The 21034-nt window shown below is 74.4% G+C and carries 23 protein-coding genes; 10 read left to right on the forward strand and 13 right to left on the reverse strand.

The window, feature by feature from the left end; all coding sequences use genetic code 11:
• Positions 1-2 precede the first annotated feature (2 nt).
• Positions 3-1550 (reverse strand): spermidine synthase, encoded by a 1548-nt coding sequence (locus tag SH587_RS06060; RefSeq protein WP_320669682.1) that lies wholly within the window; start codon positions 1548-1550, stop codon positions 3-5.
• Between the two features lie 83 nt (positions 1551-1633).
• Here SH587_RS06060 and mgrA point away from each other — a divergent pair, with 83 nt between their 5' ends.
• The 4 genes from mgrA (at position 1634) to SH587_RS06080 (ending at position 5237) form a co-directional block, all read left to right on the forward strand.
• Positions 1634-2677, forward strand: a complete 1044-nt coding sequence (gene mgrA, locus SH587_RS06065) for an L-glyceraldehyde 3-phosphate reductase (protein WP_320669821.1) — start codon at positions 1634-1636, stop codon at positions 2675-2677.
• An 84-nt stretch (positions 2678-2761) separates the two neighbouring features.
• A complete protein-coding gene (locus SH587_RS06070) occupies positions 2762-3400 on the forward strand; it encodes a putative glycolipid-binding domain-containing protein (RefSeq protein WP_320669683.1) in 639 nt (212 codons plus the stop codon).
• Positions 3397-4548 (forward strand): alcohol dehydrogenase catalytic domain-containing protein, encoded by a 1152-nt coding sequence (locus SH587_RS06075; protein WP_320669684.1) that lies wholly within the window; start codon positions 3397-3399, stop codon positions 4546-4548. The genes SH587_RS06070 and SH587_RS06075 overlap by 4 nt, the downstream gene beginning before the upstream one ends.
• A complete protein-coding gene (locus tag SH587_RS06080) occupies positions 4548-5237 on the forward strand; it encodes a uracil-DNA glycosylase (RefSeq protein ID WP_320669685.1) in 690 nt (229 codons plus the stop codon). Before SH587_RS06075 ends, SH587_RS06080 begins: the two co-directional genes overlap by 1 nt.
• A gap of 27 nt (positions 5238-5264) precedes the next feature.
• On the opposite strand, the gene SH587_RS06085 is transcribed toward SH587_RS06080, so the two are convergent.
• The 3 genes from SH587_RS06085 to SH587_RS06095 form a co-directional block, all read right to left on the reverse strand.
• On the reverse strand, positions 5265-5546 hold the full coding sequence (locus SH587_RS06085; protein WP_320669686.1) for a DUF1905 domain-containing protein: 282 nt from the start codon (positions 5544-5546) through the stop codon (positions 5265-5267).
• Between the two features lie 58 nt (positions 5547-5604).
• Positions 5605-5973 (reverse strand): hypothetical protein, encoded by a 369-nt coding sequence (locus SH587_RS06090; protein WP_320669687.1) that lies wholly within the window; start codon positions 5971-5973, stop codon positions 5605-5607.
• Positions 5974-6089: 116 nt separating this feature from the next.
• Positions 6090-6500 (reverse strand): MmcQ/YjbR family DNA-binding protein, encoded by a 411-nt coding sequence (locus SH587_RS06095; protein WP_320669688.1) that lies wholly within the window; start codon positions 6498-6500, stop codon positions 6090-6092.
• A gap of 48 nt (positions 6501-6548) precedes the next feature.
• On the opposite strand from SH587_RS06095, the gene SH587_RS06100 reads away from it, so the two are divergent.
• Together SH587_RS06100 and SH587_RS06105 are read left to right on the forward strand one after the other, a co-directional pair.
• Positions 6549-7199 carry a hypothetical protein gene (locus tag SH587_RS06100; RefSeq protein WP_320669689.1) on the forward strand — a complete coding sequence of 217 codons (651 nt, stop codon included), beginning with the start codon at positions 6549-6551 and terminating at the stop codon, positions 7197-7199.
• Positions 7200-7256: 57 nt separating this feature from the next.
• Complete coding sequence (locus tag SH587_RS06105) at positions 7257-7565, forward strand: hypothetical protein (protein ID WP_320669690.1); 309 nt, start codon at positions 7257-7259, stop codon at positions 7563-7565.
• A gap of 21 nt (positions 7566-7586) precedes the next feature.
• Here SH587_RS06105 and SH587_RS06110 read toward each other — a convergent pair whose 3' ends face one another.
• The 3 genes from SH587_RS06110 to SH587_RS06120 all read right to left on the reverse strand — a co-directional run bounded on the left by SH587_RS06110 (position 7587) and on the right by SH587_RS06120 (position 12261).
• A complete protein-coding gene (locus SH587_RS06110; protein ID WP_320669691.1) occupies positions 7587-9050 on the reverse strand; it encodes an MFS transporter in 1464 nt (487 codons plus the stop codon).
• Between the two features lie 176 nt (positions 9051-9226).
• Positions 9227-11038, reverse strand: a complete 1812-nt coding sequence (locus SH587_RS06115; protein ID WP_320669692.1) for a phosphoenolpyruvate carboxykinase (GTP) — start codon at positions 11036-11038, stop codon at positions 9227-9229.
• A 212-nt stretch (positions 11039-11250) separates the two neighbouring features.
• A complete protein-coding gene (locus SH587_RS06120; RefSeq protein ID WP_320669693.1) occupies positions 11251-12261 on the reverse strand; it encodes an NEW3 domain-containing protein in 1011 nt (336 codons plus the stop codon).
• Between the two features lie 119 nt (positions 12262-12380).
• Here SH587_RS06120 and SH587_RS06125 point away from each other — a divergent pair, with 119 nt between their 5' ends.
• Positions 12381-13082 (forward strand): aminotransferase class IV, encoded by a 702-nt coding sequence (locus SH587_RS06125; RefSeq protein ID WP_320669694.1) that lies wholly within the window; start codon positions 12381-12383, stop codon positions 13080-13082.
• A gap of 9 nt (positions 13083-13091) precedes the next feature.
• Here SH587_RS06125 and SH587_RS06130 read toward each other — a convergent pair whose 3' ends face one another.
• Positions 13092-13709 (reverse strand): TetR/AcrR family transcriptional regulator, encoded by a 618-nt coding sequence (locus tag SH587_RS06130; protein WP_320669695.1) that lies wholly within the window; start codon positions 13707-13709, stop codon positions 13092-13094.
• A gap of 109 nt (positions 13710-13818) precedes the next feature.
• Here SH587_RS06130 and SH587_RS06135 point away from each other — a divergent pair, with 109 nt between their 5' ends.
• On the forward strand, positions 13819-15105 hold the full coding sequence (locus SH587_RS06135; RefSeq protein ID WP_320669696.1) for a ribonucleotide-diphosphate reductase subunit beta: 1287 nt from the start codon (positions 13819-13821) through the stop codon (positions 15103-15105).
• Positions 15106-15175: 70 nt separating this feature from the next.
• Here the strand turns inward: SH587_RS06135 and SH587_RS06140 are convergent, their stop codons facing one another.
• The 4 genes from SH587_RS06140 to SH587_RS06155 form a co-directional block, all read right to left on the reverse strand.
• Complete coding sequence (locus tag SH587_RS06140; RefSeq protein WP_375341737.1) at positions 15176-16447, reverse strand: ammonium transporter; 1272 nt, start codon at positions 16445-16447, stop codon at positions 15176-15178.
• Positions 16447-16803, reverse strand: a complete 357-nt coding sequence (locus SH587_RS06145) for a P-II family nitrogen regulator (protein WP_320669698.1) — start codon at positions 16801-16803, stop codon at positions 16447-16449. The genes SH587_RS06140 and SH587_RS06145 overlap by 1 nt, the downstream gene beginning before the upstream one ends.
• A gap of 183 nt (positions 16804-16986) precedes the next feature.
• On the reverse strand, positions 16987-17952 hold the full coding sequence (locus SH587_RS06150) for a class I SAM-dependent methyltransferase (protein WP_320669699.1): 966 nt from the start codon (positions 17950-17952) through the stop codon (positions 16987-16989).
• 38 nt (positions 17953-17990) lie between these two features.
• Positions 17991-18290 (reverse strand): MGMT family protein, encoded by a 300-nt coding sequence (locus tag SH587_RS06155; protein ID WP_320669700.1) that lies wholly within the window; start codon positions 18288-18290, stop codon positions 17991-17993.
• A 54-nt stretch (positions 18291-18344) separates the two neighbouring features.
• Between SH587_RS06155 and lepB the strand changes: the two genes are divergently transcribed.
• Entirely contained in the window at positions 18345-18965 is a 621-nt protein-coding gene (gene lepB, locus SH587_RS06160) for a signal peptidase I (protein ID WP_320669701.1), read from the forward strand.
• A 43-nt stretch (positions 18966-19008) separates the two neighbouring features.
• Here the strand turns inward: lepB and SH587_RS06165 are convergent, their stop codons facing one another.
• Positions 19009-19536: a MaoC family dehydratase gene (locus SH587_RS06165; RefSeq protein ID WP_320669702.1), complete on the reverse strand. Its 528-nt coding sequence runs from the start codon at positions 19534-19536 to the stop codon at positions 19009-19011.
• 181 nt (positions 19537-19717) lie between these two features.
• Between SH587_RS06165 and SH587_RS06170 the strand changes: the two genes are divergently transcribed.
• Positions 19718-21028, forward strand: a complete 1311-nt coding sequence (locus SH587_RS06170; RefSeq protein ID WP_320669703.1) for an Nramp family divalent metal transporter — start codon at positions 19718-19720, stop codon at positions 21026-21028.
• The last annotated feature ends 6 nt before the right edge of the window (positions 21029-21034 follow it).

Genomic DNA, 21034 nt, shown 5'->3' on the forward strand with positions numbered 1-21034 from the left:
CGTCAGTCGCCGACCGCGTACTGCACGATCGACCCGTCCACCAGCCACTCGACCGGGGCCTTGTCGTCCGTGTAGACCGGGCCGCCGCGGGGCGCCTCGACCAGCCGCCCGGCGGCGCGGGCGGCGATCGGCCGCAGCTCGCCGGGCAGGGTCGGGATCGCGGCCCGCAGGCGGGGGGCCGAGGCCGGCAGCCGGGTCGCCACCAGCAGCGTGTTGGTGTCGGTCATCCGGTAGCTGAGGACGGTCGGGAAGGTCGTCCGCAGGGTCGCCGAGAGCGCCTTCTCCAGCGCGTCGCTGTCCTCGGGGTGGCCGACGTTGACGATCACCGAGCCGCGCGCCGTCAGCCGGTCGCCGGCGAGCGCGAAGAACTCCCTGGTCGTCAGGTAGAAGGGGATGTACGGCTGGCGGTAGGCGTCGATCCCGATCACGTCGTAGCGCTTCGCGGCGTCGCGTCCGCGGTCGGCGGCCCCGCGCAGGAACGGCCGCGCGTCCTCGGTGATCACGTTCATCCGCGGCCCGCGCGGCATCCCCAGCCACTTGCGGCCCAGCTCGGAGACCTTGCCGTCGATCTCGACCCCGTCGACGGTCGTCCGCGGGAAGTAGTGGAGCAGCGCCCGGCCGACCGTGCCGCCGGCGTTGCCGAGCATCGCCACCCGCGCCGGCGGGGCGTCGGCGACCGCGAACGGCAGCACCAGGTAGGCGTCCCAGTAGTTGCCGGTCAGGACGGTGTCGGCCCGCCAGACCGAGTGGATCGCCTGGCCCTCGTTCAGCTCCAGCCGCCGCTCGGTCGCCGCCGGCAGGGTGGGGGGGATGCCTTCCCCCTCGGCGGTCCGGTGCTCGACGATCCGCGCGTACTGGTAGGGCGTCTCGGCCTCGTCCAGCACCCGGTCGCCGCTCTCGGCCGGCTTCGTGACCCCGGGCGGCAGCGCCAGCAGGGCCGCGATCGCCGCCGGCGCCAGCAGCGCCCGCCGCGGCAGCCCGAGCGCGGCCACCAGCGCGATCGCCAGCGCCAGGATCAGGAAGGTCCGCTGGGTGCCGACGAACGGGATCAGCAGCAGCGACGAGATCCAGGTCCCGACCAGGCTGCCGGCGGTGCCGATCGCCGACAGCCGCCCGGCCACCCGGCCGGCGTGCTCGACGTCGCCGACGGCCAGCCGCAGCGCCCACGGCGAGACCGCCCCGATCAGCACCAGCGGGACCGCGATCAGGCCCAGCATCCCCAGCATCGAGCCGACGAAGGCGCCGGCGTCGATCTGGTCGAAGGCCCGCACCGCCAGGTGCAGGAAGGGGCCGCTGACCAGCGGGATCGCCGCGATCAGCCCGGCCGCCACCAGCACCAGCAGCCGCAGCCGCTGCTCCTCGGGGTGGCGGTCGGCGAACCGCCCGCCCAGCCAGTAGCCGGCCGAGAGCGAGACGAGGACGACGCCGATCGTGTTCGCCCAGATCAGCGTCGAGTCGCCGAAGTACGGCGCCAGCAGCCGCGCCGCCGCCATCTCGGCGCCGAGCGTCCCGGCCCCGACGACGAACACCAAGAGGGCCAGGCTGCGCACCGCGGCCACGATAGCGGCGGGCCGCCAACGGATGACCCGCGCCCGGCCCGCGGCGCGATGATGGAGCGCATGGCCCCGCCCCGATCCACGACCCGCACCGCGCCGACCCCAATCGCTACGACGGCCGGATGCCGTACCGCCGCTGCGGCGCCAGCGGGCTGCTGCTGCCGGCGATCGCGCTCGGGCTGTGGCACAACTTCGGCGACGACCGGCCGCTCGACGGCCAGCGGGCGATCGTCCGCCGCGCCTTCGACCTCGGCGTCACCCACTTCGACCTGGCGAACAACTACGGCCCGCCCTACGGCAGCGCCGAGGCCAACTTCGGCCGAATCCTGCGCGAGGACCTGCGGCCCTACCGCGACGAGCTGGTGATCAGCAGCAAGGCCGGCTGGGACATGTGGCCCGGCCCCTACGGCGACCGCGGCTCGCGCAAGTACCTGCTGGCCAGCCTCGACCAGTCGCTGCGCCGGATCGGGCTCGACTACGTCGACGTCTTCTACAGCCACCGCTTCGACCCCGAGACCCCGCTGGAGGAGACCTGCGGCGCGCTCCACAGCGCGGTCCAGCAGGGCAAGGCGCTGTACGTGGGGATCTCCTCCTACTCACCGGAGCGGACCCGCGAGGCGGCCCAGATCCTGGCCGAGCTGGGGACGCCGCTGCTGATCCACCAGCCCTCGTACTCGCTGCTCAACCGCTGGATCGAGCGCGAGCTGCTCGACGCGCTGGCCGAGGAGGGCATCGGCTGCATCGCCTTCAGCCCGCTGGCCCAGGGGCTGCTGACCGACAAGTACCTGGACGGCGTGCCGGAGGGCTCGCGGGCCAGCCGCGACAGCTCGCTGCTGCCCGGCCACCTCTCGCGGGAGAACCTGGAGCACGTGCGGGCGCTCGACGCGATCGCCCGCGGCCGCGGGCAGTCGCTGGCCCAGATGGCGATCGCCTGGACCCTGCGCGACCCGCGGGTGACCAGTGCCCTGATCGGCGCCAGCTCGGTCGCCCAGCTGGAGGACTCGCTGGGGGCGCTGGACGGGCTCGAGTTCGGCGACGACGAGCTGGCCGCGATCGACCAGCACGCCCGCGACGGCCACCTGAACCTGTGGGCCGGATCGGCCGAGCTGGAGGAGCAGTGAGCGCCGCGTCCTGAGGATGCGATCCGCGCGATGGTGGATCCAAGCGCGCCGCAGCCCGCCGGCCCGATCGATAGCGTCGCGGGCATGCCGATCGCCGTCGCCTGGAGGGGCCTCGAGGAGCAGCGCGACGGCTGGCGCGCCGAGCACGCGCTCGTCGACCTCGACCGCGACGGCCTCCGCGCCAGCGGGGTCCAGCTCGGCGTCGCCCCGCTCCCCTACCGCGCCGACTACGCGCTGGAGGCCGGCGACCGCTTCGCGACCGCGCGGCTGACGGTGCGGGTGGCCGGCGCCGGCTGGTCGCGCTCGCTCGACCTGCGCCGCGCCGACGGTCGCTGGACGATCGACGCGCGGGCCGAGGGCGTGGTCGCGCTGCCTGCGCCCGGAGGCGACACCGCGACGCTGGCCGACGCCGCCGACTGCGACCTGGCCTGGTCGCCGTTGACCAACCTGATGCCGGTCCGCCGCCACGACCTCGACCGCGGCCCCGGCCAGGTCGAGCTGACGGTGGCCTGGGTCGCGCTGCCGGCCCTGACCGTCGAGCGCTCGCGCCAGCGCTACGAGCACGTCGACGACGGCGTCGTGCGGTTCGTCGCCCTCGACGACGACGCCGACGGCTTCACCGCCGACCTGACCCTGGACCGCGACGGACTGGTGGTCGAGTACCCCGCGCTCGCCCGCCGCGTCGCCGTCCCCACCCCGATCCCCAACGAGGAGACCCGATGAAGATCCGCGCCGCCGTGCTCGAGCAGTTCGGCCAGCCGCTCAGCGTCCAGGAGGTCGACCTGGCCGAGCCGCAGGCCGGCGAGGTGCTGGTGCGCCTGGTCGCCTGCGGGGTCTGCCACACCGACCTCTACACCGCCTCGGGCGCCGACCCGACGGGCTACGCGCCGTGCGTCCTGGGCCACGAGGGCGCGGGCGTGGTCGAGCGGGTCGGGGCCGGCGTGACGCTGGTCCAGCCGGGCGATCACGTGGTGACGCTGTTCGCCCCCGAGTGCGGCGAGTGCGTCCACTGTCGCAGCCCGCGGACCAACCGCTGCACCGCGATCCGCGACCAGCAGAACGCCGGCTACCTGCCGGACGGGACCACGCGGCTGTCGCGCGACGGCCAGCCGCTGCGGCACTTCATGGGCACGTCGACCTTCGCCGAGTACACGGTGATGCCGGAGATCGCCCTGGCCAAGATCGACAAGGCCGCCCCGCTGGAGGGCGCCTCGATCTTCGCCTGCGGCCTCTCGACCGGGCTCGGGGCGGCGATCTACACCGCCGACGTCGAGGCCGGCAGCACGGTCGCGGTCTTCGGCTGCGGGCTGGTCGGGCTCGGGGCGGTGGCGGGCGCGCGGATCCAGGGCGCGTCGCGGATCGTCGCGGTCGACCTCTCGCCCGAGCGGCTGGAGATGGCCCGCCACCACGGAGCGACCGACCTGATCGTGCCGGCGCCGGCGGGCAGCGAGCCGACGGTCGCCGCGGACGGGATCGTGACCGCCGATCCGGTGGCCTGGATCAAGGGCGAGACGGACGGCTTCGGGGCCGACTACACCTTCGAGGCGACCGGGATCGTCGGCGTGATGGGCCAGGCGGTCGAGGCGGCGCGCGAGGCGTGGGGCCTGGCGACGATGATCGGCGTGGCCGGCAAGGGCGAGACGCTCGACATCGTCCCGCGGCTGCTGATCACGGGCCGGCGGGTGACGGGCTCGTCGTTCGGCGGCGTCAAGGGCCGGACCCAGGTGCCGCAGCTCGTCGACCGCTGGCTGCGGGGCGACGTCGACGTGCCGGCGCTGCTCAGCCACCGGATCACCCTCGACCGGGTCAACGAGGGCTTCGACCTGATGCACCACCAGGACGGGATCCGCTCGATCATCGACTTCGGCTGATGGAGGCGACGGCGCCCCCGCCCGTCGACCTGGCGGAGAAGGTCCCGGAGGCCTGGCGGCCCTACGTCGACCGGGCGGCGCTGGCCCGGGTCGAGGCATTCCTCGGCGCCGAGGTGGCGGCCGGGCGCCGGATCCAGCCGCTGCGGGCGCAGGTCTTCCGGGCGCTGGAGCTGGTGGCGCCGGACGACGTGCGGGTGGTGCTGTGCGGGCAGGATCCGTACCCGACGCCGGGGGTGCCGATCGGCCTGGCCTTCGCGGTCACGCCCGAGGCGCGGGTGCCGGGATCGCTGCGGAACATGTTCACCGAGCTGCAGGCCGACCTGGGGCTGCCGCTGCCGGCCAACGGCGACCTGACGCCGTGGGCCACGGCGGGCGCGCTGCTGTTGAACGCCTCGCTGACGGTCGCGCCCAACGCGCCGGGATCGCACAGCGCCGCCGGCTGGCACGAGGTGACCTTCGAGCTGCTGCGACGGCTGGCGACCGCGCGCCGGGGCCTGGTCTTCCTGGCGCTCGGTCGCCACGCCCAGAACGTCGTCCAGCGGCTGCCGCTGGAGGGCCACCGGGTGGTCACGGCCGCCCACCCCTCGCCGATGTCGGCGCGGATGTTCCACGGCTCGCGCCCGTTCAGCCGCACCGACCAGGCGCTGGTCGAGCTGGGCGGCGCGCCGTTCGACTGGCGGCTGCCGTAGGCGAGGCGGGGTGGCGGCGCGGCCGGCTCAGTTCAGCCGCTCGGCCAGGTGGACGGCGACGGTGTCGCCCTCGTCCTTGCCGATCGTCCGCCGCAGGGCCGCCTTCACGGGCAGCTTGTGGGTGCCGTCGCCGAGGGCCATGAACGAGCTGCGGAACGGCTCGCCGTCGATCGTCCCGCGGACCTTCACCAGCCCGCGGGTGCCGAAGAAGGCGGCCGAGCCCTCCATCTGGACGTAGGTCCACCCGCCCTCGCTGGGGCTCTTGCGGAGGACGGCGGTGAAGTCGTGGTCGAGCGACTGGCTGGGCATCGTGGGCTCCTGGGTTCGGGGGACGCTCGCAACAAGAGACCGGCCGCGGGGCGGAGACTCATCGCTCGCGGGGGTGGCGGGCCCTCCACGTGGCTCCCGCCCCCGCGACCATCGCGACCAGGCCGGCCAGCGCCGCCAGGGCGAGGCCGACGCCGACAGCCGGCGACAGGAAGCGGTCGTCCGAGGCGCGACCGGCCACCTCGACGATGCCGGGATCGTGAACGTGGGTCGACCATGCGGCGGCCGCGCCGGCCACGGTCGCCACCCCCGCGGCGACCACCGCCGCGCCCAGGACCGGGGACGACCACCGCGCCCACGCCACCAGCAGGATCGCCAGCGCCAGCGCGGCCACGGCCGCCACCGGCGCGACCGCGAACCCGGTCACGCCGTCGATCCGGTGCAGCTGCGCACCGGCGGGCAGCGGCACGTAGCACGTCCACCCGCACTCTTCCGATGCTCGCTCGCGGCCGATCCAGGTCAGCCACGGCGCCACGGCGGCGACGATCGCCAGCGCGCCGCACGCCGCGAGCCTCCTGCCCCGCGTCACCGCTCCCCGCCGCCGTCGCCGCCGTCGGCCAGGTAGGCGTCGACCAGCCGCTTCGGAGCCCGTGCGAGCCAGGCGTCGACCACCAGCTCGCGCAGCTGATCGTCGCCGATCGCGTCGAGCCGGACCAGGATCGCCGGGTAGCCGTCGAAGTGCGGGGTGGTGAAGAAGACCGCCGGATCGGTGGCGATCAGGGCGTCCTTGAGGTCGACGTGCTCGACCCGCGCGCCCAGGATCGGGCCCGACGGCGCGTCGTCGCCCAGGGCCTCCAGATCGGCGCGGCGCAGCGGTCGCTCCCAGACGAACAGCTTGTCCTTGACCCGCCACTGGGTCAGGTCCTCGTGCGACTGCCGCTCGCTCGCCCCCGGCAGCGCCATGGCGATCGTGCGCACGTCGTCCCAGCCGGCCATGGCGGCAGCGTACGCCTCGCGGGCCCCGATCTGCGAGCCTCGACGATCGTGCGGCGGCGCGCCCTGATCGTCCTGCTGGTGCTCGCCGGCCTGGCCGGCGGCGGCGCCCTGGCCTGGTCGCTGCTGCTGCGCGAGGCGCTCCGCACCCGCTCCCACGGATGGGCGCTGATCGGGATCACCGCTGACCAGCGGGGCCTGCGGATCCAACCGGCCGGCTGGGGCGGCTGCGAGATCGGGCCGCCGCGGGTCGGGCTGGTGGCCGAGACCGACGAACGGGTCGAGATCGCCGCCAGCGTCCGTGAGCGGACGCCCCGCGACGACGACACGGCCTGCTCGTTGGTCGCCCGAAGCGGGCCTCCGGTCACCGTCCGCCTGTCCCGCCCGCTGGCCGGCCGCCGGATCACGGGCGCCCGGCGGGAGCAGCCGATCCCGGATGGGATCGTGTCCGACGACCGCCGCATCGTCGTCCCCCGCACCATCGGGCTCCGCCGCGCCGACGCGGTCGACGTGCTCTGCAGCCGCGGGCTGCGGACCGCCTCCGTAGGCCCGCGCGACGGCGTCGTCCGCGCACAGCGACCCGCTGCCGGCGTCCGGATGCGGGTGCCGAGAAGACACGACGACCGCCGGCCGTCCCGCCCCTGCCGTCAGGTCGTCATCCCCACCCCCGTCACCCTGACCCTCGCCCCGCCTCCCGGCTGAGCAGCCCGCAACCCCGCTCCCCACGGGCCCGCCCGCCGGTCTGCCTACACTCGTCCCGTGGGTCTCGACCGCGCGTTCTCCGACTCCGAGCCCGTCGGCCGCCGCTCCCGGGCCGGCGACCTGCGCCGGACCGACCACAGCGGCGTGCTGGGGATCGGCACCCTGGCCTGTCCCGTCTGCGACGCGCCGGTCGCGCCGCGACCGGGGCCGATGACCCCGACCGACGCGCTCGGCTGCCCGCTCTGCGGCCACGGCGGCGCGGTCCGCGACTTCCTGTCGCTCGCCGCGCCCTCGCGCCCGGCGCGGGTCGAGGTGCGGGTGGTCCACCGCCCGCGCCGCTGGCGGGTCGCCGTCCGTCGCGGCTGACCCGCCCCTCCCGCGCCGCCCTCAGACCACCGTCGGGGCGCTGGCCGCCTCGCCCGACCGGGCCGCCTCGGCGTGCGCCCGGCTGGCCTGGGTCGAGAGCAGCACCAGCGCCAGCACCGCGCCCAGCAGCGCGAAGCCCGCGCCGACCAGGAAGGCGTTCTGGAAGCCCTCGGTCGCCGCCACCTTCGGGTCGCCGCCGGTGCCGAGCAGGTCGTCGGTCCGCGAGGTCGCGATCGTGATCAGGATCGCCAGGCCGAGCGCGCCGCCGACCTGCTGCGAGGTGTTGATCAGGCCCGACGCCAGCCCGGCCTCGTGCGGCTCGGTCCCGCTGACCGCGGCGATCGTCATCGGCACGAAGGTCAGCCCGAGGCCGGCACCGGCCAGGATCGACGGCCCGAGCACGTCGGCCGCGTAGGACCCGCCCGGCCAGCTGACCTGGGAGAACCACAGCAGCCCGGAGGCCGTCAGCAGCAGGCCGGCGATGATCGTCGGCTTGAACCCGACCTTCGTCACCAGCGCCGAGGCCGCCCCGGCCGAGCCGATGATCACGACCGACAGCGGCAGGTAGGCCAGACCGGTCTGGAGCGCGTCCTCGCCCAGCACCCGCTGCATGTAGAGGGTGATGAAGAAGAACATCGAGAACAGCGCCATGCCGGTCAGCAGGCCGATCACGTTGGCCCCGGTCAGGGTCCGGTTGGCGAAGATCGAGAACGGCACCAGCGGCCGCGACTGGGCCCGCTCGATCACCACGAAGACCGCCAGCAGCACCAGCGCCAGCGCCCCCAGGCCGATCGTCTGGGTCGAGCCCCAGCCGGCGTCGTTGGCGTCGACCAGCGTGTAGACCAGCAGCGCCAGGCCGGCCGTCACCGAGACGGCGCCGGCGATGTCGAAGTGGCGCTGCTCGGCCTCGTCGCGGCTCTCGACCAGCAGCCGCGGGGCCAGCGCCGCCGCGCCGAGGGCGATCGGCACGTTGACCCACAGGACCCACTCCCAGCCGGCCCACTCGGTCAGCATGCCGCCGAGCAGCACGCCGGCCGCGCCGCCCGATCCGGCGACGGCGCCCCAGACGCCGAGGGCCTTGTTGCGCTCGGCCCCCTCGGCGAAGGTCGTGGTCACCAGCGAGAGCGCCGCCGGCGAGACCAGCGCCGCGCCCAGGCCCTGGACCGCGCGGGCGGCGATCAGGACCCCGGAGGACTCGGCGAAGCCGCCGACCAGCGAGGCGACGGCGAACAGGATCAGGCCGGTCATGAACAGCCGCCGGCGGCCGAGCAGGTCGGCCAGCCGCCCGCCCAGCAGCAGGAAGCCGCCGAAGACCAGCGTGTAGGCGTTGACCACCCACGAGAGGTTCGACCCGAGGCCGAGGGCGTCGTCGATCGACGGCAGCGCCACGTTCACGATCGACGCGTCGAGGACGACGATGAACTGGACGGTCGCGAGCAGCGCGAGCGCCAGTCCCTTGTGCGGGACGGAGGAGGATGGAGTCATCGGTGCGTCGTGGCCTTCCCTGGGTGGTCGCGGAGCGGTGGCTCCGGCGGGGGACGATACGCCGACGACGGTACGGCCGATAGCGGCCAGATCATGACCGGATTCGATTCGGGGCCCGGAACGACGACGGGCCGCCCCGGCGGGGCGGCCCGTGTACGGAGAACGCTCGCAGCCGGCTAGGCGCCGAGCTTCTGCTTCAGCGCGTCGAGCTGCGCCTGGACCGCGGCCGGCAGGTGGTCGCCGAACTGGGCCAGGTGGGCCTCGATCTGCGGCAGCTCGGCCTTGACGGCCTCGGCGTCGACCGTCAGCAGCAGCTCCAGGTCCTCCGCCGAGAGGTCGAGGCCGTCGGTGTTCAGGTCCTCCGCGCGCGGGACCAGGCCGATCGGGGTCTCGACCGCCCCCGGCGCCGCGTCGCCGCCCTCGCAGCGGCGGAAGATCCACTCCAGCACGCGCGAGTTCTCGCCGAAGCCGGGCCAGATGAACTGGCCGTCGGCGTCCTTGCGGAACCAGTTGACGTAGAAGACCCGCGGCAGCTTGGCTCCCGCCGTCTGGCCGACCTTCAGCCAGTGGGCCATGTAGTCGCCCATGTTGTAGCCGGCGAACGGCAGCTGGGCGTAGGGGTCGAAGCGCAGCTGGCCGACGGTGCCGAAGGCGGCCGCGGTCTGCTCGCTCGACATCGTCGCGCCGAGGAAGACGCCGTGCTCCCAGTCGAACGCCTCGCGCACCAGCGGCACCACCGAGGCGCGGCGGCCGCCGAAGAGGAAGGCGTCGATCGGCACGCCGGCCGGGTCCTCCCAGTTGGGGGCGATCGACGGCGCCTGCGCGGCGGCGACGGTGAAGCGCGAGTTCGGGTGCGCGGCCGGGTGGTCCGCGTCCGGCGTCCAGTCGTTGCCGTGCCAGTCGATCAGGTGGGCGGGGGCCTCCTTCGTCAGGCCCTCCCACCAGACGTCGCCGTCGTCGGTCAGCGCGGTGTTGGTGAAGAGCGTGTCGCGCTGGATCGCGGCGATCGCGTTCGGGTTCGTCTTCTCCCCCGTGCCCGGCGCGACGCCGAAGAAGCCGGCCTCCGGGTTGATCGCGTAGAGCCGGCCGTCCTCGCCGAACTTCATCCAGGCGATGTCGTCGCCGACCGTCTCGACCTTCCAGCCCGGGAGGGTCGGGATCAGCATCGCCAGGTTGGTCTTGCCGCAGGCCGACGGGAAGGCGCCGGTCACGTACTTGACCGTCCCCTCCGGCGAGGTCAGCTTGAGGATCAGCATGTGCTCGGCCAGCCAGCCCTCGTCGCGGGCCTGGACCGAGGCGATCCGCAGCGCCAGGCACTTCTTGCCCAGCAGCGCGTTGCCGCCGTAGCCCGAGCCGTACGACCAGATCTCGCGCGTCTCGGGGTAGTGGACGATGTACTTCGTGTCCGCGTTGGTCGGCCACGGCACGTCCTGCTCGCCCTCGGCCAGCGGGGCGCCGATCGAGTGGACGCAGGGGACGAACTCGCCCTCGGCGCCGAGCACGTCGAGCGCGCCCTTGCCCATCCGGGTCATGATCCGCATCTGGACCGCGACGTAGAGCGAGTCGGTGACCTCGACGCCGATCTTGCTCTTGTCCGAGCCGAGCGGGCCCATCGAGAACGGCACGACGTACATCGTGCGGCCGGCCATCGCGCCGCGGAACAGCTCGGTCAGCTCGGCCCGCATCTCGGCGGGCGGCCGCCAGTTGTTGTTCGGGCCGGCGTCCTCCTCGCTCTCGGAGCAGATGAACGTGCGGTCCTCGACCCGCGCCACGTCGGAGGGATCCGACCAGGCCAGGTAGCTGTTGGGGCGCTTGGCCTCGTCGAGGCGGCGGAAGGTGCCGGCGTCGACGAGCTCCTGGCAGAAGCGGTCGTACTCCTCGGCCGAGCCGTCGCACCAGACGACCTGGTCGGGCTGGGTCAGTGAAGCGATCTCCTCGACCCAGGCGAGGAGCTTGCGGTTCTCGGTGAGCACGGTCGTGTCGGGCACTGGTTCAAGCCTCCGGAGTCCACTAGGGAATTCGAGGGATTCAAGCGGAACCGGGAACCCGGCGCGTTACGGATACCCCGGAGGCCCCCTCCGGCACCGACGGCGTCCACGCGGGCGTCCGTGGGGCACGGGTGATGCGCCCCGCCGGCGGAGAGGCGCGCGGACGCGGCCTGGACGAACGGTGGATGCCCCGGCGGCGCCCGCCGAGCCGCTCAGCGGACGCGCAGGACGCGGCTGCCGCGCACCCGCAGACCGCCCTCGGCGGTGGCGGTGACCCGGACCCGCGAGGACGGCCGCGCGCGATCGGTGGCGCGCAGCCGTACCTTCAGGGTGCGGGTCCGGCCCCGCGGCAGCGACGAGAAGCGGAGCGTGGTCTTCGCCGCGCGGACGCCCGCCGGCGGAGCGATCACGACCCGGACCCCGCGAGCGCGGGCGTTGCCGGGGTTGCGGAGGCGGATCGTCAGCGTCGTCTGGCCGCCGCGGGCGACCGGCGCCAGCGCGGCCAGCGTCAGCCGCAGCTTCGGCGCCTTGACCGTCGGCGCGGGCACCAGCGGCGGGGGCGGCGGCGTGCCCGGGGTCGGCGTCGTCGGCGTCGTCGGGGTCGTCGGCGGCGGGACCGCCGGGGCCGGGATCAGGCCCGGGATCGTGAGCGTGCCCGCGAACGCGGCCGCCGTCTGCTGCGCGGTCAGCTTCGGGCCGAGGCCGGTCAGGCAGAAGACCGTCGAGCCGGCGTCGACCGGCGTCAGCAGCAGGTTCGCGTGCGAACCGGCGACGGAGTAGGCGCCGGTGGTCAGGTTCAGCGGGCCGCCGCTGAGGGTCACCGGCGAGGAGGTCGTGCAGGCGTAGGTCGCCCCGCCGATCCGGGCGCTGTAGAGGTAGCCGATCGTGCCCGTGAGGTCGAGCGAGGCGGTCGCCGCGTTGACCGTGCCGGTGAAGTCGGACGGCGTGTAGGCGACGGTCAGGTCGCCGGTCCCCGCGGCGCCGAAGTCGACGCCGCTGCGGGTCGCGGGCGGCAGCGCGATCGACGCGGCCGGGAACGACGCCCGCAGCGTCGCGCTGTCGATCTGGCCGGCGAAGGTCGCGGGCGCCGCGGCGCTGGCCGTGGTCAGCGCCGGCAGCGTTCCCGGCGTGCTGGTGCCGCTGGTGAACGAGATCGCGATCGGCGCGGTCGCCGCCGACGCGCTCGCCGCCGACGCCAGCGCCCCCAGCGCCACGCCACCCACGACCCCGACCCTCCGTGCTCCTCCTCGCATGATCGGACCGTAGCCGATGTGGACGGCGCACACGCCGATTCCGCCCGGCGGCCGCTCGCGGCGGCGTTCGGACCTGCGACGATCGCGCCGTGCCGCTCGGTGGGCCGACCGCTCCCGTCTTCGAGACCGTGCGCGTCGAGGACGGGCGGATCCGCCTGTGGGAGCGCCACCTGCTGCGCCTGCGGCGGGCCGGGGCCGGCGGCCGCCAGCTGACCGCCGTCCGCGCCCTGGCCGAGGTCTACCGCCGCGGCGGCGGGCCGACGATCGTCCGCTTCGACGTTGCCCGCGGGACCCCGGTCGCCGCCCGCGCCCGCCCGGTCTCCCCCGCGACGCCGGTGCGGCTGGCGACCGTCCCCGGCTACGACCCCCACGACCGCGACCGCGAGCAGAAGCGGGCCGACCGCGCCTGGGCGGCCGCCGCCGAGCGGCGGGCGGCGGCGTCCGGCGCCGACGAGCCGCTGCTGGTGGCGACCGGCGGCCGCGACGAGGTGCTGCCCAGCGACCGGGTCGGCGAAAGCTCGCGCGCGAGCCTGTTCGCGGTCGACGCCGGCGGCCGGATCGCGACCCCGCCGGTGGCCGGGCTGCTGCCGGGGGTGACCCGCTCGTGGGTGCTCGAGGCCGCCCGCGTCCGCGAGCTGCCGCTGCGGGTCGGCGAGCTGGTCGAGGCGCGGGCCGCGTTCCTGGCCACCGCCGGCCGCGGGATCGTCCCGGTGGCCGCGATCGACGGCCGCGCGCTGACCCGCGACCCGCTGGTCGGCGACCTGCTGCGGGCCTGGCTGCGGCTGCCCTGAGCCGGGCGCTCAGGCCGCCGGCTCGGAGAGCCCCGCCAGCAGCACCCCGACCATCCGCGCGAAGAGGTCGTGGGGCACGGCGTCCGGCTCGGCCAGCTTCTGGCGGGCGATCCCGTCGGCCAGCGCGTCGAGCGCGATCGCGACCTCCTCGACCGGGACGGTCAGCCGCAGCCCCAGCTCGCGGGCGCCGAGGTCGAGCAGCCGGCAGATCGCCGCCCGGACCTCGGCGAACTGGGCCGCCACCTGCGGCCGGACCGCCGGGTCGCGGACCGCGTAGGCCCAGAACTCGGTGTGCAGCAGGACCATCTCCGGCGAGCGCTCGACGATCTCCATCCAGTGCTCGGCGCCCTCGCGGACGCGCGCGTCGACGGTCGCCCCGCCGGCGGCGGCCGCCTCCAGCTCGGCGACGTTGCGCCGCAGGTGGTCCTCGGCGACGGCCAGGAACAACTCCTCCTTCGACCCGAACGCCGAGTAGACGGCGCCGGTGGTGAAGCCGGCGCGCTCGGCGACCTGGTCGACCGAGGCCGCGTGGTAGCCGCGCGACGCGAAGACCTCGCCGGCGGCCTCGATCAGCCGCTCGCGGGTCTCGATCCGCCGTTCTTCCCGGGTCATCCGCCGTGTCGCCATCCGTGACGATCCTCTCACAACGCCGCCCTTGTCAGAGCGATCGCTATTCGGATAGCGTCGATTATGACTGTGCGACCCGGAGCGCACGGCCGACCGAGAGAGAGACCCGATGGCCACCACCGAGGCTCCGTCGCGCTCGCGGCCGACGGACCACATCTCCTACCGCGACCTCTACCGCCGCTGGGAGCACGGCAACTGGAGCGCGATGGACCTGGACTTCACCCAGGACGCGATCGACTGGCAGGAGAAGTTCACGCCCTTCGAGCGCGAGGCGGCGCTCTTCAACTACGCGCTCTTCTTCTGGGGCGAGGACGCCGTCGCCGACAACCTCTCCCCCTACATCGACGCCGCGCCGCTCGAGGAGCAGAAGTACTTCCTGACCACGCAGCAGGTCGACGAGGCCCGCCACGCGGTCTTCTTCACCCGCTTCATGCACGAGGCGCTGGGCGTCGGCAAGGGCGACCCGGCCTCCGGCCTGCAGGAGATCCGGCCGCTGCTCAGCTGGGGCTTCAACCAGGTCTTCGAGCGGCTCGACCGGATGGCCGACGAGCTGCGCGCCGACCGCTCGATCCCCAACCTCTGCCGGGCGGTGACGCTCTACCACCTGGTGATCGAGGCGACGATGGCCCAGCCCGGCCAGCACATGATCACCTCGTACCTGGAGGAGCGCGACGTGCTCCCCGGCTTCCGCGAGGGCATGGGCCACGTCTCGGCCGACGAGCTGCGCCACATCGGCTTCGGGGTCAAGCTGCTCGCCGACCTGACGCCGGGCAACGAGGAGGCGCGCCAAGCGGTCGCCGAGATGCTGCGCGAGTGCGTGCCGTGGCTGGGCAACGTCTTCCGCCCGCCGGGCTGGGACGAGCGCTACCTGACGACCTTCGGCTGGTCGTTCGACCGGATCGGCGAGGAGTCGGTGCTCTCGCTCGAGACCAAGCTGCGCTCCGCCGGCCTCGCCTTCGAGACGCTGCCGGGACCGGAGATCGTGCCGCTCGACCTGGCCCCGGTCGAGCGCTCGCGGCTGGGGATGCGGCTGGCGAAGGCCGGGATCATGGGCCCCGGCGGCCAGGAGCCCGACCGCGACCCCGAGACGATGGCCGTGCTCTTCGACGTGATCCGCCGCGGGATCGACCCGGCCCACGGGCTCCGTGCCCCGGCCACGATCGAGTGGGACTTCCCCGACGCCGACCCCTGGCACGTGCGGATCGAGGGGCCGTCGGCGACCGCCGCCCCCGGCCACGCCGCGCACGCCGACCTGACGCTGCGGATCCGCTACCGCGACTGGGTCGACGTGATCGGCGGCCGGGCCGACGCCCGCCGGCTGCTGCTGACGCGGCGGATGCGGCCGAGCGGCTCGCTGCGGCTGCTGGCCCGGATGCCGCGACTCTTCCCGCGCTAGCGCGACGGGGGAACCGGCCGGTCGTCCCCGCCGCGTCCGGCGGCGGGGACGGTCCGGTCTCCGCTCAGCCTCAGATCCGGCCGCGCGGGGTGGTCTCGGCGACCAGCAGCGCACCCTCGCCGGTGGCGTAGGCCTCCTCGCCGTGGCTGACGAGGTCCATCCCCAGCGCCTCCTCGTCGCGGGTCGCCCGCAGCGGCGAGAAGCGGCCGATCAGCTTCAACAGCCCCCAGGTCATCGCGAACGCGTAGCTGGTGGCGGCCGCGACGGCGATCAGCTGCCACAGCAGCTGCTTGGCGTTGCCGTAGAGCAGCCCGTCGGAGACGCCGTTCCAGCCCTGCTGGGCGACGAAGCCGATGAAGACGATCCCGGTCAGGCCGGCCATGCCGTGGGCGGCGAGCACGTCGAGCGTCTCGTCGACCCGGGTCCGCGTCCGCCAGATGATGATCACGTAGCTCGGCAGCGCCGCGACGACGCCCAGCACCATCGCCCACAGCGGGCTGATGAAGCCGGCCGCCGGGGTGATGCCGACGCAGCCGACGACGATCGCGGTCGCGGCGCCGATCGCCGTCACCTGGCGGCTGCGGATCAGGTCGAGCACGAACCAGGTGGCCAGCGTGCAGGCCGGGGTCAGCAGCGTGTTGGTGAAGGCGAGGATGCTCGGCTGGCCGGTGGCGAAGCCGCTGCCGCCGTTGAAGCCGAACCAGCCGAACCACAGCAGGCCGGCGCCGAGCAGCACGAAGACCGCGTTGTGCGGCAGCAGCGCGACCCGCCCGTAGTCGCGCCGCGCGCCGACCACCAGCGCCGCGGCCAGGGCCGAGAAGCCGGAGCCCATCTCGACCGGGACGCCGCCGGCGAAGTCGAGGGTGCCGTTGGCCTGCAGCCAGCCGCCGCCGAAGGCCCAGTGGGCGAGCACCGCGTAGACCAGCACCGACCAGAGGGTCGCGAAGATCACGAACGGCACGAACCGCATCCGCTCGACCACCGCGCCCGCTACCAGCGCCGTGGTGATGATGCAGAAGGTCGCTTGGAAGACCATGAACAGCAGGTGCGGGATCGTCGTCCCGTCGCGCGGGGCGAAGCCGACGTCGTGGAGGCCGACGTGGCCGAGCCCGCCGAGCAGCGCCCCGTCGCCGTCGAAGGCCAGCGAGTAGCCGACCAGCGCCCAGGTGATCGTGGCCACGGCCAGCGCGGCGGTCACCATCATCAGCGTGTTGAGGGTGTTCTTCGACCGCACCAGCCCGGCGTAGAAGAGGCCGAGCGCCGGGGTCATCAGCAGCACCAGCGCCGTGGCCGTGAGCATCCACGCCGTGTCGCCGGTGTCGATCCGGGCCGCGGCGAGGATCACGTGCCCGCCGCCGGCGTCACGGCCTGGTGGTCGGTCTCGCCGGTGCGGATCCGGACCACCTGCTCGAGGTCGACGACGAAGATCTTGCCGTCCCCCACCTCGCCGGTCTGGCCGCCGTCCCGCAGCGCCGCGATCGTCGGGTCGACGAACGCGTCCGAGACGGCGATCTCGAACCGGACCTTGTCGGCCAGCCCCATCCGGACGGTGGTGCCGCGGTAGGTCTCCTGCCGCTCCAGCTCGCCGCCGTGGCCCTGGACCTTGGTCATGGTGATGCCGCGCACGTCGGCGCGGTACAGCGCCTCGAGCACGTCGTTGGTCTTCTCGGGACGGACGATCCCGATCACGAGCTTCATGTCGACTGGACTCCCTTCCGGGCACGCGTTCGCGGCGGTCGGTCTCCTGGTGACCGCCGCCGGCATGCGGGGACGCCGCAGCTTCGCCCGCGGCTGGCGCCGCGCCGTTGGCCCGTTGTCGAAGCGCGCGCCGCCGCGGTTGGACGGCTGGACAAACGGCCGCCGCGCCGCGACCGCGGTCGCTCAGCCGGTCAGGCGGACGACGTGGGTCGCCTGCAGCAGGTCGTGGGGACCGGCGCCGCTGGCCGCCACCACCAGCTCGGGCGGCAGCGCGTGACGCTCGACCCGGAAGTCGTTGGCGGGCAGCAGCCGCTCGAGCGCCGGCAGGCTCGGCACGTAGGCGAAGCGGCCGCCGCGCTTCAGCGACTGCAGCACCCGCAGGTAGGTGCGGCCGTCGCGGCGGGCCGCGTGGACGTCGGCCTGGCGGGCCCAGGCGTGGAGCGAGAAGGCCAGGTGCGAGACGACCGTCCCCCAGACCGCGCGGCCCAGCTCCAGCCGGTGCCAGTCGCCGCGGATCACGCCCGGCGCGTCGCCGTGGCGGTCGATCCCGAGCGCCTGGACGCCGGCCCCGCGCAGCACCTGGACCAGCGCGCCGGAGGGCCCGCAGCCGAGGTCGAGGACCGGGCCCTCGGCGGCGCCGGGAGCCGCCAGCGCGAGCGCCTGGAGCTGGAGCGTCGGCGCGTAGTGGCCGCTGACGACCTCCTGCACCCGCGGGCCCAGCTCGTCGTCGAGCATCGCCGCGATCCGCTCCTGGTGGCGGGCGAAGACGGCCGCGGCGCCGTCCGGCAGCTCGTCGTCGCCGAGGTGCTCCAGCAGCTCGACCAGGTCGTCGGCGCCGGCGCGGTAGAGCCGGTGGACGCGCTCGCGCCAGCCGTCGTCGGGCTGGGCGAACTGGTGGTGAGCCTCGAACCACTCCAGCAGCCCCGCGCCGAGGGTCGTGGCGGCGTCGCCGTCGTCCTGCCGCAGCCAGGCCAGCAGCGGCTGCCGCTGACGGGCGAGCAGCGCGACCAGCTCGGGCGCCGGGCGGTGGAACCGCGGGTCGCGCGCCCGCAGCTCGTCGAAGGTCGACCCCGACCACAGCGCCGCCCGCGCCCGGAGCTGGTTCATCAGGGCCCAGCCCGCCTGCGCTGCCGCCTCGGCCTCGTCCACCGGCGCAGCGTAGCGCCGCGCGGACGGCGCACCGCCGGTCAGGGCAGCTCGAGGTGCTCGCCGGGCGGCAGCGGCAGCCGCGCCTCGGCCAGGTCGACCCGCTCGCCGCGCAGCGGCACGCCCTCGGCCCGCAGCCGCGCGCGCTGCTCGCCGCCGATCGCCAGCGAGCCGTCGGCGCGGACCACGCGGTGCCAGGGGACGGTCTCGGTGGTCTCGCGCAGGACCCGGCCGACCAGCCGCGGCGCCTGCGGGTCGAGGTCGCCGTAGGTGCGCACGTAGCCCTCGGGGATCGCCCGGACGGCGTCGAGGATCCGCCGCGTGCGCTGGTCGTCGGCCACGCGCCGATCGTCGCGCGTGGGGCGGACGGGGTGGCGCTCTGCGACGATCGACGGGTGCGCGTCCCCCCGCTCCGCTGGCCCCGCAACGCGGTCCTCTCGATGCTGCTGACGGTGGCGGTCGCGCTCGGCCTGGTGTTCGCGGTCCAGACGCTGGCGGTCAAGCCGTACAAGATTCCCAGCGGCTCGATGGAACCGACGCTGCGGATCGGCCAGCGGGTGGTGGTCGAGCGGATCACCCACCGGCTCGGCGAGTCGCCCTCGGTCGGCGACGTCGTCGTCTTCCGGCCGCCGGTCGGGGCCGAGCAGCAGCGCTGCGCCGATCCATACCAGGGCTCGGGCAGCGACACCCCCTGCGCGGTCGCGGGCGAGCGGCGGGCGGGCGAGACCTTCATCAAGCGCGTGGTCGGCGTCGGCGGCGACCGGATCGCGCTCCGCCGCGGGCGGGTGGTCCGCAACGGCCGCCGCAGCGCCGAGCCGTTCATCCGCGGCTGCCCGCGCGACCCGTCGTGCAGCTTCGAGCGGGCGATCGTGGTCCCGCGCGGCACCGTCTACGTGCTCGGCGACAACCGCGGCAACTCCGACGACAGTCGCTTCTGGGGCCCGGTCCCGGTCGACTGGGTGATCGGGCGGGCGGTGGCCAGCTACTGGCCGCCGTCGCGGATCGGCGGGCTGTAGGACGGTCGGCCGTCGCCCCCGACCGGGGACGACGGCGACGGGCTCAGGCGCCCGGGTTCTTCTTCGGGACCAGCACCCGGCGCTTGAACTCGGCGACCAGCAGGCCGTCCTGGTTGAAGACGCGGGTGTGGACGATCACGACGCCGCGGTCGGGCTTCGACTGCGAGGCCTTCTTCGACAGCACCTCGGTCTCGACGAACAGCGTGTCGCCGTGGAAGACCGGGTTCGGGTGGCTCAGCTCGTCGGTGGCCAGGTTGGCGATCGCCAGGCCCGAGACGTCGGAGACCGAGATGCCCAGCGCCAGCGAGTAGACGTAGGGGCCGACGACGACGTTCTTGCCCTGCTGCGAGCGCTTGGCGTAGACGTCGTTCAGGTGCAGCGGGTGGTGGTTCATCGTCAGCAGGCAGAAGAGGTGGTCGTCCCCCTCCGTGACGGTCTTCGCCGGCCAGTGCTTGTAGACCGCGCCCTCCTCGAACTCCTCGAAGTAGCGGCCGTACTGGTGGGCGCCGGTCGCGTGCCGGACCTCGGGAAGGTCGTCGGTGCCGGGCGTGAAGGTGGGCTCGTCGGACATCTGCGTCGCTCCTGATTCGGGTTGCACCAGCGCCCGGGGGCGCGGTCGCGAAGTCTGCCGCCTCGGCGCGGAACGTGCGGTTCCGCGGAGATTTTGGCAAGTGATAACCTTGGTTCATGGTCTCCACATCGACACGGCTGACGACGGCGACCCCGCGCTCGGCCGTGCTCGGAGGGGGCCGGTGAACGCCCCGCCCGCCGGCAGCGCCCTGCGTCCGGCCGCGCGCGACGCCGCGGCCGACGCGCTGCCGCCGAGCGCGCTCGAGCTGACCCGCCGCCAGGGCCGGGTGCGAGGCCGGCTGGCGCTGCTCGGGCCGGCCTTCGTGGCCGCGGTCGCCTACGTCGATCCGGGCAACTTCGCCACCAACATCTCGGCCGGGGCCCAGTTCGGCTACCTGCTGGTCTGGGTCGTCGTGATGTCGAGCCTGATGGCGATGCTGGTCCAGTACCTGTCGGCCAAGGCCGGCCTGGCGACCGGCCGCAACCTGCCGCAGCTGGCGGGCGAGCGGTTCGGCCGCCGGACCCGGTTCGGGCTCTGGCTGCAGGCCGAGGTGGTCGCGATCGCCACCGACCTGGCCGAGTTCGTCGGGGCGGCGATCGGCCTCAACCTGCTGTTCGGGATCCCGCTCTTCGTCGCCGGCCTGATCACGGCCGTGGTCGCCTTCGGCGTGCTGGCGCTGGAGCAGCGGGGCTACCGCCGCTTCGAGCTGGCGATCGTGGCGCTGCTGAGCCTGGTCGCGCTCGGGTTCCTCTACGACCTGGTGGCGGTCGGGCACCAGTCGGTCTCGGGGATCGCCGGCGGGCTCGTGCCGGGGCTCCAGGGCTCGGAGTCGCTGCTGCTGGTGATCGGGATCATCGGCGCGACGGTGATGCCGCACGTCGTCTACCTGCACTCGGCGCTGACCCAGGACCGGATCCCGCCCCGCGACGCCGGCGAGCGGCGGCAGCTGCTCAAGTGGCTGCGGATCGACGTCGGCCTTGGCCTGGGCGCAGCCGGCGTCATCAACCTGACGATGATGCTGGTGGCGGCGGCCCTCTTCCACCGGATCGGCGCGACCGACGTCGACTCGATCGAGGCCGCCCACCAGGGGCTGGGCGACTACGTCGGCGGGGCGGCGGCGCTGGCCTTCGCGGTCGCGCTGCTGGCGTCGGGGCTGTCCTCCTCCAGCGTCGGCACCTACGCGGGGCAGGTGGTGATGCAGGGCTTCATGAGCTGGCGGATCCCGCTCTTCGTGCGGCGGGCGGTGACGATGACGCCGGCGCTGGTGGTGCTGGCGCTGGGCCTGCCGACCACCGACACGCTGGTGATCTCGCAGGTGGTGCTCTCGTTCGGCATCCCCTTCGCGCTGGTGCCGCTGATCATGATCACCAGCCGCCGCGACGTGATGGGCGCGCTGGTCAACGAGCGGCGGACGACGATCGCCGCCAGCGTGATCGCGGCCGTGATCATCGCCCTCAACGCCTACCTGATCTACGACACGCTGCTGGGCTGAGCGGCG

It is taken from the genome of Patulibacter defluvii, assembly GCF_034096925.1.
Taxonomy (GTDB): domain Bacteria; phylum Actinomycetota; class Thermoleophilia; order Solirubrobacterales; family Solirubrobacteraceae; genus Patulibacter; species Patulibacter defluvii.

What these genes read in the sequence shown, in the direction of transcription:
- SH587_RS06070 (WP_320669683.1), top strand. Translation starts at nt 2,762, where the DNA reads ATGCCGATCGCCGTCGCCTGGAGGGGCCTCGAGGAGCAGCGCGACGGC.
- SH587_RS06075 (WP_320669684.1), top strand. Translation starts at nt 3,397, where the DNA reads ATGAAGATCCGCGCCGCCGTGCTCGAGCAGTTCGGCCAGCCGCTCAGC.
- SH587_RS06080 (WP_320669685.1), top strand. Translation starts at nt 4,548, where the DNA reads ATGGAGGCGACGGCGCCCCCGCCCGTCGACCTGGCGGAGAAGGTCCCG.
- SH587_RS06085 (WP_320669686.1), bottom strand. Translation starts at nt 5,546, where the DNA reads ATGCCCAGCCAGTCGCTCGACCACGACTTCACCGCCGTCCTCCGCAAG.
- SH587_RS06095 (WP_320669688.1), bottom strand. Translation starts at nt 6,500, where the DNA reads ATGGCCGGCTGGGACGACGTGCGCACGATCGCCATGGCGCTGCCGGGG.
- SH587_RS06110 (WP_320669691.1), bottom strand. Translation starts at nt 9,050, where the DNA reads ATGACTCCATCCTCCTCCGTCCCGCACAAGGGACTGGCGCTCGCGCTG.
- SH587_RS06130 (WP_320669695.1), bottom strand. Translation starts at nt 13,709, where the DNA reads ATGGCGACACGGCGGATGACCCGGGAAGAACGGCGGATCGAGACCCGC.
- SH587_RS06135 (WP_320669696.1), top strand. Translation starts at nt 13,819, where the DNA reads ATGGCCACCACCGAGGCTCCGTCGCGCTCGCGGCCGACGGACCACATC.
- SH587_RS06145 (WP_320669698.1), bottom strand. Translation starts at nt 16,803, where the DNA reads ATGAAGCTCGTGATCGGGATCGTCCGTCCCGAGAAGACCAACGACGTG.
- SH587_RS06165 (WP_320669702.1), bottom strand. Translation starts at nt 19,536, where the DNA reads ATGTCCGACGAGCCCACCTTCACGCCCGGCACCGACGACCTTCCCGAG.